This window comes from Bradyrhizobium sp. 41S5 (genome assembly GCF_011516665.3).
In the GTDB taxonomy this organism is placed as follows: Bacteria; Pseudomonadota; Alphaproteobacteria; order Rhizobiales; family Xanthobacteraceae; genus Bradyrhizobium; species Bradyrhizobium quebecense.
Genome location: NZ_CP083721.1, coordinates 4,952,475 through 4,967,275 on the forward strand (window position 1 = coordinate 4,952,475; position 14,801 = coordinate 4,967,275).

Genomic DNA, 14,801 nt, shown 5'->3' on the forward strand with positions numbered 1-14,801 from the left:
CAGCATCCGGTAGGCACGCCAACGCTGGAACCAAGGGCCATTTCACGACATGTCGTCCGCGATCATCGAGCATCCCGACGGGCTGCCGCAGCCGCAGCGCAATTGGGCCATTCTCACGATCGCACTCGGCCTCGTGATGGCGGTCGTCGACGGCTCGATCGCCAATGTTGCGCTGCCGACCATCGCGCGGGATCTTAACGCCAGCCCCGCTTTCTCGATCTGGATCGTCAACGGCTATCAGCTGGCGATCACGATCTCGCTCTTGCCGCTGGCCTCGCTCGGCGAGATCATCGGCTATCGCCGCGTCTATCTGGCAGGCCTGTTGCTGTTCACGCTCGCGTCGCTGTTCTGCGCGCTGGCGCATACGCTGCCGCTGCTGACCATCGCCCGCATTTTGCAGGGGTTCGGCGCCGCCGGAATCCTCAGCGTCAATACGGCGCTGGTCCGCTTCATCTATCCGCATTCGCAACTCGGCCGCGGCATCGGCGTCAACGCGCTGGTCGTCGCGATCTCGGCCGCGGTCGGCCCGACCATCGCCTCGTTCATCCTGGCGGTCGGGACCTGGCCGTATCTGTTCGCCATCAACGTCCCGCTCGGCATCGTCACGCTGGCGCTGGGCTGGCGCTTCCTGCCGCATACCAGGCCCGCGGTCCACGCCTTCGACTGGCAGAGCGCCGCGATGAGCGCCATCGCATTCGGGTTCGGCATCAGCGCGATCGACAGCGCCGGCCATGGCGAGGCGCTGTATCTCTGCGCGTTGGAGTTCGCGATTGCCGCGGTCGCTTCCCATCTGCTGTACCGGCGGCAACAGAACTTGCCCTCGCCGCTGCTGCCGGTCGACCTCTTGCGGATTCCGATCTTCGCGCTGTCGATCGGCACGTCGATCGCCTCGTTCTGCGGCCAGATGCTGGCCTTCGTCGCGATGCCGTTCTATCTCGAGAACCACTTCGGATATTCGGCGGTGCAGATCGGCCTGCTGATCACGCCGTGGCCGATCGCCGTCGCGTTCGCCGCGCCGATCGCGGGCTGGCTGGTCGAGCGCTACCCGGCCGGCCTGCTCGGCGGCATTGGCCTGCTGCTGTTCGCATTGGGTCTGGGCACGCTGGCGTTCATGCCGGCTCATGCGACGCCGATCGACGTGATCTGGCGGATGGCGCTCGCCGGTGCAGGCTTCGGCCTGTTCCAGACCCCGAACAACCGCACCATGATCGCCGCCGCGCCGCGCGAACGCTCGGGCGGCGCCAGCGGCATGCTCGGCACCGCGCGCCTGCTCGGACAAACCATCGGTGCCGCCTTGGTGGCGATGCTGCTGGCGCGCTATCCAGCCGATGGCACCAGGATCTCGCTGATGGTCGGCGTGGGCTTTGCCGTGGTCGGCGCCGTGCTCAGCACGCTGCGGCTGTCCTCGGCGGGCAGCCGCGGCGCAGAGCAGGTACGGGTTCACGAGGGCCAGCGCTTGAAGGGCGAGTGACGCTGCGCGGCAGCGCCCCTCAGTCGTCCAACAAAAAGGCCGGCTGTTTTCAGCCGGCCCTTTCATTTGGTTATTCGCTCGCGCCTCAGGCCTTGACCATCGGCCCCTTTGAGGCCGGCCCCTTGGTGCCGCCTCCGCCGCCCCCGCCCTTCGGCGGCTTGCGCTTGCGCGGCGGCAGGTTCTCGGGCTTCGGAGTGACCGGGCCCTCGACATATTCGAACCCGATCTTGTCCTTGGCGGTCGCCTCGTCCTTGACCAGGACGACGCGGACGTGTCCGCCGCCCTTGAGCTGGCCGAACAGCACCTCATCCGCGAGCGGCTTCTTGATGTGTTCCTGGATGATCCGCGCCATCGGACGCGCGCCCATCTGCTCGTCATAGCCGTGCTCGATCAGCCAGGCCTTGGCAGGCTCCGACAACTCGATCGTGACGTCGCGGTCGGCGAGTTGCGCCTCGAGCTGCAGCACGAACTTCTCGACCACCATGCCAATGACGTCGGCATTGAGGTGCGCGAAGGAGACGATCGCATCCAGCCGGTTGCGGAACTCGGGCGCGAACTGGCGGTTGATCGCCTCGTGGTCGTCACCTTCCCGCTTCGAGCGGGTGAAGCCGAAGGCCTGCCGCGCGAGGTCGGCCGCGCCCGCGTTCGTGGTCATGATCAGGATCACGTTGCGGAAGTTGACCTGCTTGCCGTTGTGGTCGGTGAGCCGGCCATGATCCATGATCTGCAGCAGTACATTGTACAGATCCGGATGCGCCTTCTCGATTTCGTCGAGCAGCACCACGCAATGCGGATGCTGGTCCACGCCATCGGTGAGCAGGCCACCCTGGTCGAAGCCGACATAGCCGGGAGGCGCGCCGATCAGGCGCGACACGGTGTGCCGCTCCATGTATTCGGACATGTCAAAGCGGATCAGCTCGACGCCGAGCGAGGCCGCCAGCTGCTTTGCGACCTCGGTCTTGCCGACGCCGGTCGGTCCCGAGAACAGATACGAGCCGATCGGCTTTTCCGGCTCGCGCAAGCCGGCCCGCGACAGCTTGATCGACGCAGCCAGCGCCTCGATCGCTTTGTCCTGGCCGAACACCGTGCGCTTCAGGGTCTGCTCGAGATGCTTCAGCACCTCGGCATCGTCCTTCGACACGCTCTTGGGCGGAATCCGCGCCATGGTCGCGATCGTGGTCTCGATCTCCTTGATGCCGATCGTCTTCTTGCGCTTGCTCTCGGCGACCAGCATCTGCGCCGCGCCGGACTCGTCGATCACGTCGATCGCCTTGTCGGGCAGCTTGCGGTCGTGGATGTAGCGCGACGACAGCTGCACCGCCGCCTCGATCGCCTCATTGGTGTATTTCAACCGATGGTAATCCTCGAAATAGGGCTTGAGGCCCTTGAGGATCGCGATCGCGTCTTCCACCGTCGGCTCGTTGACGTCGATCTTCTGGAAGCGCCGCACCAGCGCGCGGTCCTTCTCGAAGTGCTGACGATATTCCTTGTAGGTGGTCGAGCCCATGCAGCGGATCGTGCCGGACGCGAGCGCAGGCTTCAGCAGATTGGACGCATCCATCGCGCCGCCCGACGTCGCACCCGCACCGATCACGGTGTGGATCTCGTCGATGAACAGGATGGCGTTCGGATGCGCCTCCAGCTCCTTCAGGACCTGCTTGAGCCGCTCCTCGAAATCGCCGCGGTAGCGGGTGCCCGCGAGCAGCGTGCCCATGTCGAGCGAGAACACGGTCGCGGCCGCCAGCACCTCAGGCACATCGCTGTCGACGATGCGCTTGGCGAGGCCTTCGGCGATCGCGGTCTTGCCGACGCCGGCTTCGCCGACGAACAGCGGGTTGTTCTTCTGGCGGCGGCACAGCACCTGGATCGCACGGTTGATCTCGGCATTGCGGCCGATCACCGGATCAATCTTGCCGTCGCGCGCCTTCTTGTTGAGGTTGACGCAATAGGTGTCGAGCGCCTCGCCCTTCTTCTTGGCGTCCTCGTTGCCCTTGGTCTCGGTTTCCTCGTCGACGCCGCGCACCGGCCGCGCCTCGGACACGCCGGGCCGCTTGGCGATACCGTGACTGATGTAGTTGACGGCGTCGTAGCGCGTCATGTCCTGCTCCTGCAGGAAATACGCGGCATGGCTCTCGCGCTCCGCGAAGATCGCGATCAGGACGTTGGCGCCGGTCACTTCCTCGCGACCGGACGACTGAACGTGAATCACCGCGCGCTGGATCACGCGCTGGAACCCGGCGGTCGGCTTCGCGTCGTCGGCGCCGTCAGTCACCAGGTTTTCGAATTCGGTCTCGAGATAATTGACGAGGCTTGTCCTCAGCTTGTCGAGATCGACGCTGCAGGCCCGCATCACCGCCGCCGCATCCGAGTCATCGATCAGCGACAGCAGAAGGTGTTCGAGCGTCGCGTATTGATGGTGACGCTCGTTCGCGATCGCCAATGCACGATGCAAGGATTGTTCTAGGCTTTGGGAAAAAGTAGGCATTCGCGTCCTCTATGGCCCCCGCCCATCATGATCGCCATTACCGGGTCAGGCAATAACAACCTTCGTGATCGCCATTGATATAGTTACGACGGATCGTGGCAAAAGACCGGTCCCGCGATGATGGTTTTCTTCTAAATTCGGGGCACCGGAACGTTGTCCGGCGGCGCCCCGTGATCATACGGGAACGCCGTTCGCTGCCTTCAAAAACGCGATGCAAGACCCGTTCCGCTTCCCGCGGCAGGTCAATCGTTCCCGCGAACTACTTCTTTTCCATCACACATTGCAGCGGATGCTGATGCTTGCGCGCGAAGTCCATGACTTGCGTCACCTTGGTCTCGGCGATCTCATAAGTGAACACGCCGCACTCACCGATCCCGTGATGGTGAACGTGCAGCATGATCTTGGTCGCCGCCTCGGCGTCCTTGTTGAAAAATCGTTCCAGCACGTGAACCACGAACTCCATTGGCGTGTAGTCGTCGTTCAGGATCAGGACGCGATACAGGTTCGGGCGCTTGGTCTTCGGCTTGACCTTGGTGATGACCGAGGTCGACGGGCCGCTGCCCGCTCCATTGCGGTTGTCGTCATTGCTCATTTTCGGCTCCGGCGCGGCGGACACCGCGGGCATGGCCGAAACCGGCTCGGAGATCGGGACTGTCAACGTGTATTGCAGCATGGCTCAGGCGTTCGAATTCCCCAGGGGAACCGGTTGGCGATTGGACGGTGGTCGCGATTGCCGCAAGACTGATCGCTGAACCCCCAGCAATGCTTTCCAGATTGCCGCTCCCGGTCCGATCCGGCGGGGCCGGATCGACCTTCCAAATATGGGCCTCACGACGCCCTGCCGCAAGCGCAGACCCGCCGCAGCCCACCGGTCCGATCCCCGGCGCGGCAACCCTCGGAAGGTTAATCATTTCTGCATGATTTGACAAAGGACTAGGGCATCCAATTTAGCCCGCATTGAGGATAGCGCGTGCTTTTACCCTGCTTTTGACTGTCCGCAGGGCCGCCCGCCGGGTTTCCCTTGTCCGATTCACCATCTGTTTAGCCGCGCACGTCGAGATGGCTGCGCAATCCATTTTTGACGAGAGCGCCATGCTTGGTTCAGACATTTCCAATCGCGTCCGCGCGGCCGTCCGCCGGTTTTCCAGGGCAACGGACGGCAATGTCGCAGTGATCTTCACCTTCGCGATGCTGCCGATCCTCGCCTTCGTGGGAGCGGCGGTCGACTATACCCGCGCCAACAATGCTCGCACTGCGATGCAGTCGGCCCTCGATTCCACCGCGCTGATGCTGTCCAAGGATCTGACCATGGGCACCATCACGGCCGCGCAGATCCCGAGCAAGGCCCAGACCTATTTCAACAGCCTCTTCACCAACAAGGACGGCCAGGGCATTGCCATCTCGGCCACCTATACGACCCCGACCTCGAGCGCGGCCGCGACCATTCTCCTGAGCGGGTCCGGCTACATCAACACCTATTTCATGAAGTTTGCCGATCTGTCCGGCGGCAATTTCCAGAAAATGAATTTCGGTACCTCGACCACCACCACCTGGGGCAACGTCAAGATGCGCGTCGCGCTGGCCCTCGACAACACGGGATCGATGGCTCAGGATGGCAAGATTACCGCGCTGCGAAACGCGGTGGCCGGAACCGGCGGCCTGATCGACCAGCTCAGCGCGCTCAGCAAGAACAACGGCGACGTCTATATCTCGGTCATCCCGTTCGCCAAGGTCGTCAACGTCGGCTCGAGCAATTATAGCCAGAACTGGATCGACTGGACCGACTGGCTCAATCCGCCGACTGCGCAGCCCAACAACGGCAGCACGCAGGCCAGCCTGCCGATGAACTGGCACGCGGTGGGACCAACTGCGCGATGCCCCTGGACCAACAGCAGCGGCGGTTTCACCTGCAACACAAGCCCGACCAGCACGTCCAACGCGAACTACATCCCATCGAGCGGGACCTATTCTGGCTACATCTGCCCGAGCGTCGATTATAACTCCCACACGCGTTACAACGGCTGCTGGGTAAGCACGCCGGCAGGCACCGGCGTATTCTGCACGGGTTCGTCGTCCTGCAGCTGCCCGAAGAATTCGTCCGGCAGCAACGTCTCCGGCTGCAGTTGCACCACGACCGGCGGCGTCACATCCTGCTCCGGCAATCTGTACACCCACGATTGGACCCAGCCGGGCCCCTTGGACGTTGTTCACAATTTGGGGCAGCCGCGCGTGAGCGCCGTGGTGGGCTGGACCAACAACAAGTGGACCTCGACCAATCAGCTCCCGACGGTCAAGAACAACTGGTTGCAAGCTTCCACCAATCCGATCAGCAACTGGACGGGCTGTATCACCGATCGCACCCAGCCGAACGATGCGACCGGTGTGCTGCCGAACACATCCGACGTGACCACGCTGTTCCCCGCCAACGAGTACTATGAGAACAGCTCGTACTATTGCAGCAACAGCGCTTCGCCGCAGCTCGGGCCGATCATTCCGCTGAGCTACAACTGGAGCGCGCTCAAGACGGCGGTCAACGCCATGCAGCCGACCGGCGGTACCGACCAGTCGGTCGGATTGGCCTGGGCGTGGCAGTCCCTTCTGGTGGGCGGTCCGCTGAACGCGCCGGCAGAGGACTCCAACACCACCTACAACCGGGTCATCATCATTCTTTCCGACGGCCTGAACACCGAGGACCGCTGGCCGGACTACGGCGACGGCAGCAGCCAGGCGTCCGGCAATCCGATCGATGCACGGCAGGCCCTGCAGTGCCAGAATCTGCAGAACGCGAAGGATGCCAACGGTGCGCCGATGTACACGATCTACGCGATCCAGGTGAACACCAGCACGCCCGCCGATCCGACCTCGACCGTCCTGAAGAACTGCGCCAGCAGCCCCGACAAGTTCTACATGCTGACCAGCTCGACCCAGATCCTGACGACGTTCAACACGATCGGAACTGCTCTCAGCAAGCTGCGGCTGGCGAAATAACCGCCCGCTTCAGGCGCAACAAAAAAGCCCGGCCGAAACGGCCGGGCTTTCGTTTGTCTTGGTCAGTAGCGCTTACTGAGCGGGCGCGAACTTGGAGACCAGGCCCTCGTAGGGCTTGAAGGTCTGCTTGGCGCAGTCGCTGTACAGGCCAGCGATCTTCTGCGATTCCGCGACGAAGGTCTCGTAGGAGGAGCGCAGGTACTCGGTCTGCGCCTCGAGCGCCTTGTCCAGCGACTTCACGCCCGACAGCTTCTCGACGAACGACTTGGTGTCTTCAAACGACTTCTTGGCGTAGTCGCCATAGGCGGTGGCGATCGCCTGGACGCCGCTCTGCAGGTTGTTCGCAGACGCAGTGACGGACTCGAAATGCTCTTTGCCGTAGTTCTGAATGTCTTCGATCTTGACCATGGATTGGAATTCCTTTTCCCAGACTTGAAGGCGCAAATTCCCATTGCCGGGAAGCTCCCGGCCCCCTGACAATGATTAGAATATCGCATTGCACAATAAAGTCAATAAATATTGTGCGACGCACAATGATATTTACCCGAATCCTAAGCATTTGCGATAAACGCCGGGGGACTGCGCAACGGTTGCTTAATCTTTTGGAAACTCGGTCCGCCTAACCTGATTCCCGGACTTTGTTCGCCTTCCGACGGGCAGCCCTTGAAAGCTGTTTGTGAACAACACCTTAGCTAGAAGAGCGACCTGAGCCGCCACCAGGGCCGATGGTTCTGCCCGAAGTGGTCTGTTGCGCAGGCAAGGATCGACGGCCGCCGGGCACAATTTCGCCTCACGAGCCAGTGATCTAGATAGAAATTGGGACGGGGAAGTAGATGTTTCGAACAACCTTGGCCTCCTCGCGGGCGCTGCGAGTTGGCGTTCTTGGGCTCGTTACCGTCGCGACGGCGATCCTGATCACCAGTGATAGCGCGGAGGCGCGCCGTCACCGGCGCCACACCGCCCGTCACCACCACAGCGAGGCCGCGCGCGAAAGCTACAGCCCGCAATTCGCGTCGATCATCGTCGACGGCAACACCGGCTCGGTGCTGACATCAAACAGTCCCGACGGCCTGCGGCACCCCGCCTCGCTCACCAAGATCATGACGCTCTATCTGCTGTTTGAGCGCCTCGATTCCGGAAAGATGAAACTCGACACCGAGATGCCGGTTTCCGAGCATGCCTCCGAGCAGGACCCGACCAAGCTCGGCCTGCGGCCCGGCCAGACCATCAAGGTCGAAGACGCCATCAAGGGTCTCGTCACCCGCTCCGCCAATGACGCTGCGGTCGTGATCGCCGAGGCGATCGGCGGCAGCGAAGACGACTTCGCCCGGATGATGACCCGCAAGGCCCGCGCGCTCGGCATGAGCCGGACCACCTATCGCAACGCCTCGGGCCTGCCCAACGACGAGCAGATCACCACCGCGCGGGATCAGTCGACACTCGGCCGCGCCATCCAGGATCGTTTCCCGCGCTACTATCGCTACTTCTCGACGACGGCGTTCAATTTCCGCGGCCACACGATCACCGGTCACAATCGCCTGCTCGGCAGCGTTGAGGGCGTCGACGGCATCAAGACCGGTTACACCCGCGCCTCCGGCTTCAACCTCGTGACCTCGATCCACCGCGGCAATCGCTTCCTGGTCGGCGTGGTGCTCGGCGGCCGCAGCGGCGGCTCCCGCGACGCCATCATGCGCAACCTCCTGGCCGAGAATATCGGCAAGGGCGCGACCACCCGCACTGCCGCCGCGATCACCGAACGCAACCCGGCCGACGCCAATGTCGAGGTTGCCGATGCCGACAACGCCCGCAACGCGGACACCGCGCCGGTCGCGGCGTCGGAGCCCTCCGCGGCAGCCGTCGCGGTGCAGGCGCCGCGCCCGGCCAGCAAGCCCTCGCTGATGGCGGCCGTCGCCGCCGCGCTGCCGCCGCCGCCAGCGAAGCCTGAGCCGCAGGCCAAGCCCGAGCCGGCCCCGCTGACCTCAGGCGTGATCCAGACCCAGCCGATCGCCGCGATCCCCGGCTCGGCCGAACCGATGAAGCCGGTCAAGGTGAAGACCGTGCAGGTCAAGGCCGGCCCGATCAAGCTTGCCGCCGCCGGCCCGGCACAGTCCGCGCCCCCGATCACCAGCACCATCCCGTCGCGCGGCGAAGTTCCCGAAACCTCCAATGCGATGATGGCGCGGGCCGCCGAGACCTCAAGGCCCGAGATGCCGCCGCAGCCGGCCAATTTCGGCACCGGCAACGGCATCCTCGGCGTGCTGCCGGCCTCCTCCGTCCATGCACCGGCCGCCGCCCCGGCACCGCAGGCCGTGGCCTCGATCGAACCGACCCGCAGCCTGCAGGCCGCGCCGCAGACCAGCGTCGTCAAGCCAGGCGCCGCGCATTCCGGCTGGATCATCCAGGTTGGCGCGCTCGAGTCCGAAGGCGAGGCCAACAAGCGCATCGACCTCGCGCGCAGTTCGGCCCGCGGCCTCCTCAGCAAGGCGGACCCATTCACCGAGGTCGTGGCCAAGGACAATCGCAAGCTCTACCGCGCCCGCTTTGCCGGCCTCGAGCGCGATCAGGCCGAAGCGGCGTGCAAGACGCTGAAGCGCGCCGAGATCTCCTGCATCACCGTTCGCAACTGATCGACGCGATCGTCTGATTTCAAAGGGCCGGCGCCGCAAGCGCCGGCCCTTTTGCTTTGCAGGCCGCCGCGCGAACGACCGGCCTTTCCGCGCGCGGCGCAACCATGAAACTTCTCGTCAAGCTTTTACGGTTAAGTTTTCCCGAAAGAACGATCGGCCACGCCGGACAGCGGCGGGCCACACGGGGCATCAATCAGAGAAACGGAAGGCAGCTCTCGGCTGTGGCGTCAGTAGCGTAGCCGGAGTTAGAGATGCGTGCGAAGCAGAGTATCCTTGGCCTCGTTCACTCGGGCAGCGAGATACGTCGAGCCCCCCTGGTCGGGATGGAGTTTCTTCATCAGGGTGCGGTGAGCCCGGCCGATGTCGTCGCGCGACGCTCCCGGCTGCAGGCCAAGGATCTGATAGGCCTCCTCGTTCGTCATTTTGCCGGTCGCCGCCGCGCGGCCCTGCCCCCCTGTCCGGTCGCCCTGTGCGTCCTGACGCCAGGCGGGAAAGCGGCGGTCCAGATAGCTTTCAAGTAGCGCGACGCTTTCGGCGTCGAAGCTCGGGACCATCGCCAGAAGCTGCGACAGGTCGAACTCGTCGAGCATGCGGCCGGCCTGCGGTCCCGCCACGATCTGGCCCTTGAGCACGCCGCTGTCGTGATCGAGGCTCATGTCGAGATATTGCGAGCGCACCCGCGAGCTTTGTCCCTGATTGCGAGAACCGCCGAACATGCCGCCGAAATTGGGAAAGCCCGTGCTCCCGAACGGCGACCAGCCGAGCAGTCCGGCGCCGAAGATGCCGAGCGGGATTGCGACTGCCAGTTCGCCCCGCACGCCGGTAAAGGCCGCAACGGCAAGCGCGAGCACGCCGCCCACGATCTTGATCGCACGCGCAAGCACGGCCGGATTGGCCGCACGAAACATCTGCAGTGCGGAATAAAGGATGACAATTGCGACGACGCCGGCGATCAGGGTTGGCATGCGCGGAATATAGGCGGCCCGGCGACAAAAAGCATGCGAAGCTTCGTCTCACTGGAGCGTGAAGCGCCCTCGCGTGGCGCCGCCCCCTGCGATTGAGTAGCTTGCGGCAATCGCGCTGGAGGAAGCCTGATGGCGATTGACGGACTGATCAGCCTTCGCAGCCAAGTCGGGCCGAAGCAAACCGCCGACCGGCTCAAGGCCGAACTGCAGGCGCGCGGGCTGACCTTGTTCGCGCAGATCGATCATGCCGCGGGCGCCGCCGGCGCCGGTCTTGCGCTCCGTCCCACCGAGCTGTTCGTGTTTGGCAACGCGAAGGGCGGCACGCCGTTGATGCAGGCTGCGCAGACGATCGGGATCGATCTGCCGCTCAAGGCGCTGGTCTGGCAGGACGAAGCCGGCGACTGCTGGTTCTCCTACAATGATCCGGCCTGGCTCACTGAGCGGCACGGCGTCGCGGAAGCGACCGGACAGGTCACGGCCAACATGTCGGCGCTGCTCGGCGCAATTGCCAAAGCCGTGACGTCGGGCGGAGCCTGACGCGCCAAGCGGCCTATTTCATCTGGCCGATCAGCCTGGCCGCGCCGCTCGTCGTCTTCGCCAGTTGCAGCAGCGCCTCGCGGCCGCCGGCAGCATAGGCTGCAGCGGCGCGCAGCAGCTCGCGGAGTTGTGCCGCCGCGCCGGGATCGAACCTGCACCATGCGCCGCCGGTCAGCCGCGCGATCTCACGAAACGTCTGCTCGGCAGTCGCATCCGCGCCCTCCTGGAACATGAAGACCGGCACCTTGAGCAGCCCGAGCTCACCGGCGCTTGCGCACAGCGCGTCGGCGTTCTCCTCCATCGCGTCGCCGACGAACACGAGCGCGCGCACACCTGCCGCAACCGCCTCGCGGCGGGTCTCCGACAGCACCTTGCCGATCTGGGTATTGCCGCCCTGGCAATCGATCTTGCTCATCAGCCGCGCGAGCTGCGCGCTGTCGGAGATCCAGCCCGACGCGCGGCACTCGTTGAAGCCGCGATAATAGACGAGGCGGATATCCAGGCTGCCGAGCGAGCCGGCCTCGCGGAACATGTCCGCCTGCAGCGTGCATGCCATGTCCCATGTCGGCTGCCGGCTCATCGTGGCGTCGAGCGCGAACACCAGCCTGCCGCGTGCGCCGGCGCGATGCGGCGACATCGCGCGCGCCTTCGCCACGAACGCGGCGATGTCATTGGCGCTCGACGCCGGCACGCCAGGCGCATCGGCCGGGCGCACGTCGCTTCCGGATGTCGGTTTGATCGTCTTGCCAGCCATCAGCGCTTGCCTCGTAGAGCAAACACTATGTGGGCCGCGGCATCGGATAGGTCAACGTCACCGCGCCCGCCCGCCCGCCCGGATCGGATCCCGGGCGGCCCTGTCAGTTCGTGACCGACGGACCCTTCTTGGTCTCGGTCTTGGTCAGCGAGAGCGACTTCTTGACCTTCTCGCCGAAGGTCTGAGGCTTCTCGACCGGCACGTAGAGCGAGACGGGACCCGGCTCCAGAATCTTCGGCGGCGCATTCCTGGTATCGACCGGTGCGACATCGCTGTCGGTGTCGGCCAGGAATTTATCGAGCATCGCCTGGATCGAGTCCTTGGCCTTCTCCGGCCCGGTGTCGCGCATGTCGTTGTGCTGGAAGTTGGTGTTCACAACGGTGATGCCGGCCTTCTCACACTCTTCCTCGTCCGGCACCACGCCGGGATCTGGCTTGAATTGAGAATCGTGAGACCGGAACGAGAGGATCTTGAACTTGCCGTCGGTCATGAACGGCACGCGCAGATTGTCCAGCGTGACGACCTTCTTGATCTCGTCCGGATACTGCTTGGCGAAATACATCGCGATGTCGCCGCCATTGGAATGGCCGACCATCGTCAGCTTGCTGTAGTCCGCGTTCGGCTGACGCTTCTTCATCTCCTCGATCGCGAATTTGATGTTGGTGATGCCGCGCTGATACTGCGGCAGGCGCCCGACATAGAGCTCGCCAGCCTTGGTCACCATCGGTCCATCCGACGGCAGGTCGTTCTGAATGCTGATGGTCAGATAGCCGCGCGCCGCGAACACGTTCGCGAGGAAGGAATATTCGGTAAATTTGACGGTATTGCCATGATTGAGGATCGCAACCGGAAGCTTGATCATGCCGGCGTCGGCCTGCATCTCCTTGTCGAAGCGCACGGCCACGTCGACCGCGACCGGCCGCTCATCGCGGGTCGGATCCTTGAACATGAGAGTTTCGTGACGGATCGCCCACTTGCTCGCGGTGAAATACGCACCCGTGATCACTACGGAGAGCGAAAGCAGAACGAGAATTCCACGCTTCATGACGTCCTCGAGATGCCCGCCTTTACAGGGCGATTTTGGCCGGAGGCTCTTCGACCTCTTTGTAAGAATATATGTCACAGCGCCGTGACCGGAAGTCCAAATATTGTGGCTTCGGTGGCATAACGTTGTGCGCCGCACCTATAGTTTGTGCAGATGCACACGCCTCATCGCGACGGCTCGTGCTCTCCTCTACTCTTTGACGTGAGTTCCCCAGGTTGCGTTCAAGCCCTGGATCGCCCTTGGATCGCTCCTTGGACGGACGTGGAGGAGAAACGGGATTTCGGCTGCTTTGTTCCGGCTTTTTGGCCGTGGTGTGGCCGAAATTACCGGAAAACCACGGATTTCAACCGATTTCGGTGTACATGGTCAGCTTCAAGCCGGGATCGTCGTTGGCCTGGAAACTGGCGTACTCAAAATTAAGCCTGCCGCGCCTGGGGTGGCCGAGCACGTTCCGCCCGGCAACGCTGCCGCTCACATCATGGGTTCCCCATCCCCGGCCCACAGGTCGTGAGTCCTGCGGAACTGCGTCACCATCCTGCGCGCCTCCTCGGCCCAGCCTGCGGCAAACAGCCGGCGGGCCTGGGGATTGGTCAGCATGTAGATCAGGGTATTGCGCTCGCTCTCGGGCAGGCGGCCGAAGGCGCCTCGTCAACCTCGCCGGCGCCGGGCTGTTGCGGCTCGATCAATTCGAGGTCACGACCTTCGATCTCGATCAAGTCAACGATGCCGTTGCGCATGCCGCCGCCAATGGCGGGCCGTTCAAGCTGACGGTGTTGAAGCCAAACTAGACCCGAGGCGAGATCCCCTGCAGGACGTCCCTGAAGACGCCGTACTGCAATTGAAACGCTTGCGGGCTGTAGTCCTGATAATATCCCGCGGTGACCACGACAACGAGATCGAGCTCGGGGACGATGCGGATCGACTGCCCACCTCGCCCGAGGGCGCCAACCCAGTCGACCTTGCGCCCGTTGAGCCGAGACTGGCCGAGCCACCAAAGGTATCCATAGGATTGATGCTCCGTGGCCTTGAGTTTCGATTCCGTCGAAGTCTCGATCCATGCCTTTGGGACGATCTGGCGACCGTTCCAGCGGCCGCCTGCGAGGACAAGCTGGCCGATCTTTGCCATGTCGCGCGGTCGCAGGCGCAACCCGCCACCGGCATCGCTATCCCCTTTGACCCGGCTCCATTCGAAGCTGGTAATGCCCAGGGGCTCGAACAGCGCGGTGCGCGCAAATTCGTCGAGCGGATGTCCGGTCGCCTTGCGGACGATGGCCGACACCAGCGTAAGCGCACCGGTGTTGTAGAAGAACGCCTGTCCCGGCGGGGCCGTTGCCGAAAGACCGAGGACGTAACGGCACGGATCCGACGCCCGATGCATGCGCACCTCGTCGTTGTCGTCTCCGGTCGCCGGGGTCGCCTCCACCCACGCCAACCCCATCGACATGGTGAGGGCGTGCACGAGCTGGATGCGGTCCTTTTCGGGGGATCGCAGGTCTGACAATTCGGGGAAGAAGCTGAAGATCGGTTCGTTGACGCTGCGTATCAGCCCGCGATCGATCGCGATCCCGACGGCGAGTGACGCGACGCTCTTGGAAGCCGACTTGATGTTGTGCAGCGTATCGGCATTAAACGCGACGTCTTCGACCCGGCTGCCGTAGAAGCGGCTGGGGACCTCGTCGGAACCGCTGAAGTACCGCTCGAACACGAGCTTACCGCTGCGAACGACCAGGACCGCGTGCACATTGGCACCCTTCGCGAGCCGGTCAGCCATCCTGCACAGCGCGGCGCGGTCCGCGAGCCTGTCCTCAGCGATGGAGGCGACGGACCAACCATCGTCCCGCGCGACCGGAACTCCGCAGCCATCGGACTGTTCAGCGTACACCGGCAAGGTGGCGAGCGGTGCCAACGCAGTTCCTCCGAGAAGGGACA

General features: G+C 63.8%; 11 protein-coding genes and 1 pseudogene. 4 read left to right on the forward strand and 8 right to left on the reverse strand.

Features of this window, described 5'->3' with window-relative positions:
* Positions 1-49 precede the first annotated feature (49 nt).
* The gene (locus HAP47_RS24175; RefSeq protein ID WP_173642461.1) at positions 50-1,471 is read left to right on the forward strand and encodes an MFS transporter; all 1,422 of its coding nucleotides are present in this window, start codon (positions 50-52) and stop codon (positions 1,469-1,471) included.
* An 85-nt stretch (positions 1,472-1,556) separates the two neighbouring features.
* Here HAP47_RS24175 and clpA read toward each other — a convergent pair whose 3' ends face one another.
* Both clpA and clpS read right to left on the reverse strand, forming a co-directional pair.
* Positions 1,557-3,956 (reverse strand): ATP-dependent Clp protease ATP-binding subunit ClpA, encoded by a 2,400-nt coding sequence (gene clpA / locus HAP47_RS24180; protein WP_173642460.1) that lies wholly within the window; start codon positions 3,954-3,956, stop codon positions 1,557-1,559.
* A gap of 259 nt (positions 3,957-4,215) precedes the next feature.
* Positions 4,216-4,548, reverse strand: coding sequence for an ATP-dependent Clp protease adapter ClpS (clpS, locus tag HAP47_RS24185; RefSeq protein ID WP_106318898.1), 333 nt, complete (start codon positions 4,546-4,548; stop codon positions 4,216-4,218).
* Positions 4,549-5,048: 500 nt separating this feature from the next.
* On the opposite strand from clpS, the gene HAP47_RS24190 reads away from it, so the two are divergent.
* On the forward strand, positions 5,049-6,944 hold the full coding sequence (locus HAP47_RS24190; protein ID WP_173642459.1) for a TadE/TadG family type IV pilus assembly protein: 1,896 nt from the start codon (positions 5,049-5,051) through the stop codon (positions 6,942-6,944).
* 72 nt (positions 6,945-7,016) lie between these two features.
* Here the strand turns inward: HAP47_RS24190 and HAP47_RS24195 are convergent, their stop codons facing one another.
* Positions 7,017-7,352, reverse strand: a complete 336-nt coding sequence (locus HAP47_RS24195; protein ID WP_021078275.1) for a phasin family protein — start codon at positions 7,350-7,352, stop codon at positions 7,017-7,019.
* A gap of 425 nt (positions 7,353-7,777) precedes the next feature.
* Here HAP47_RS24195 and HAP47_RS24200 point away from each other — a divergent pair, with 425 nt between their 5' ends.
* Positions 7,778-9,571 (forward strand): D-alanyl-D-alanine carboxypeptidase, encoded by a 1,794-nt coding sequence (locus HAP47_RS24200; RefSeq protein ID WP_173642458.1) that lies wholly within the window; start codon positions 7,778-7,780, stop codon positions 9,569-9,571.
* Positions 9,572-9,816: 245 nt separating this feature from the next.
* Here the strand turns inward: HAP47_RS24200 and HAP47_RS24205 are convergent, their stop codons facing one another.
* The gene (locus HAP47_RS24205) at positions 9,817-10,536 is read right to left on the reverse strand and encodes a DnaJ domain-containing protein (protein WP_092114839.1); all 720 of its coding nucleotides are present in this window, start codon (positions 10,534-10,536) and stop codon (positions 9,817-9,819) included.
* 129 nt (positions 10,537-10,665) lie between these two features.
* Between HAP47_RS24205 and HAP47_RS24210 the strand changes: the two genes are divergently transcribed.
* The gene (locus tag HAP47_RS24210; RefSeq protein ID WP_173642457.1) at positions 10,666-11,073 is read left to right on the forward strand and encodes a DUF302 domain-containing protein; all 408 of its coding nucleotides are present in this window, start codon (positions 10,666-10,668) and stop codon (positions 11,071-11,073) included.
* A gap of 13 nt (positions 11,074-11,086) precedes the next feature.
* Here the strand turns inward: HAP47_RS24210 and HAP47_RS24215 are convergent, their stop codons facing one another.
* From HAP47_RS24215 to HAP47_RS24230, 4 genes and pseudogenes are all read right to left on the reverse strand, one after another.
* Positions 11,087-11,827: a VWA domain-containing protein gene (locus HAP47_RS24215; RefSeq protein ID WP_173642456.1), complete on the reverse strand. Its 741-nt coding sequence runs from the start codon at positions 11,825-11,827 to the stop codon at positions 11,087-11,089.
* 103 nt (positions 11,828-11,930) lie between these two features.
* Positions 11,931-12,872 (reverse strand): alpha/beta hydrolase family protein, encoded by a 942-nt coding sequence (locus HAP47_RS24220; protein WP_173642455.1) that lies wholly within the window; start codon positions 12,870-12,872, stop codon positions 11,931-11,933.
* Between the two features lie 343 nt (positions 12,873-13,215).
* A pseudogene (locus tag HAP47_RS24225) lies at positions 13,216-13,469 on the reverse strand (MmyB family transcriptional regulator).
* 187 nt (positions 13,470-13,656) lie between these two features.
* The gene (locus HAP47_RS24230; protein ID WP_231168356.1) at positions 13,657-14,778 is read right to left on the reverse strand and encodes a serine hydrolase domain-containing protein; all 1,122 of its coding nucleotides are present in this window, start codon (positions 14,776-14,778) and stop codon (positions 13,657-13,659) included.
* Positions 14,779-14,801 lie beyond the last annotated feature (23 nt).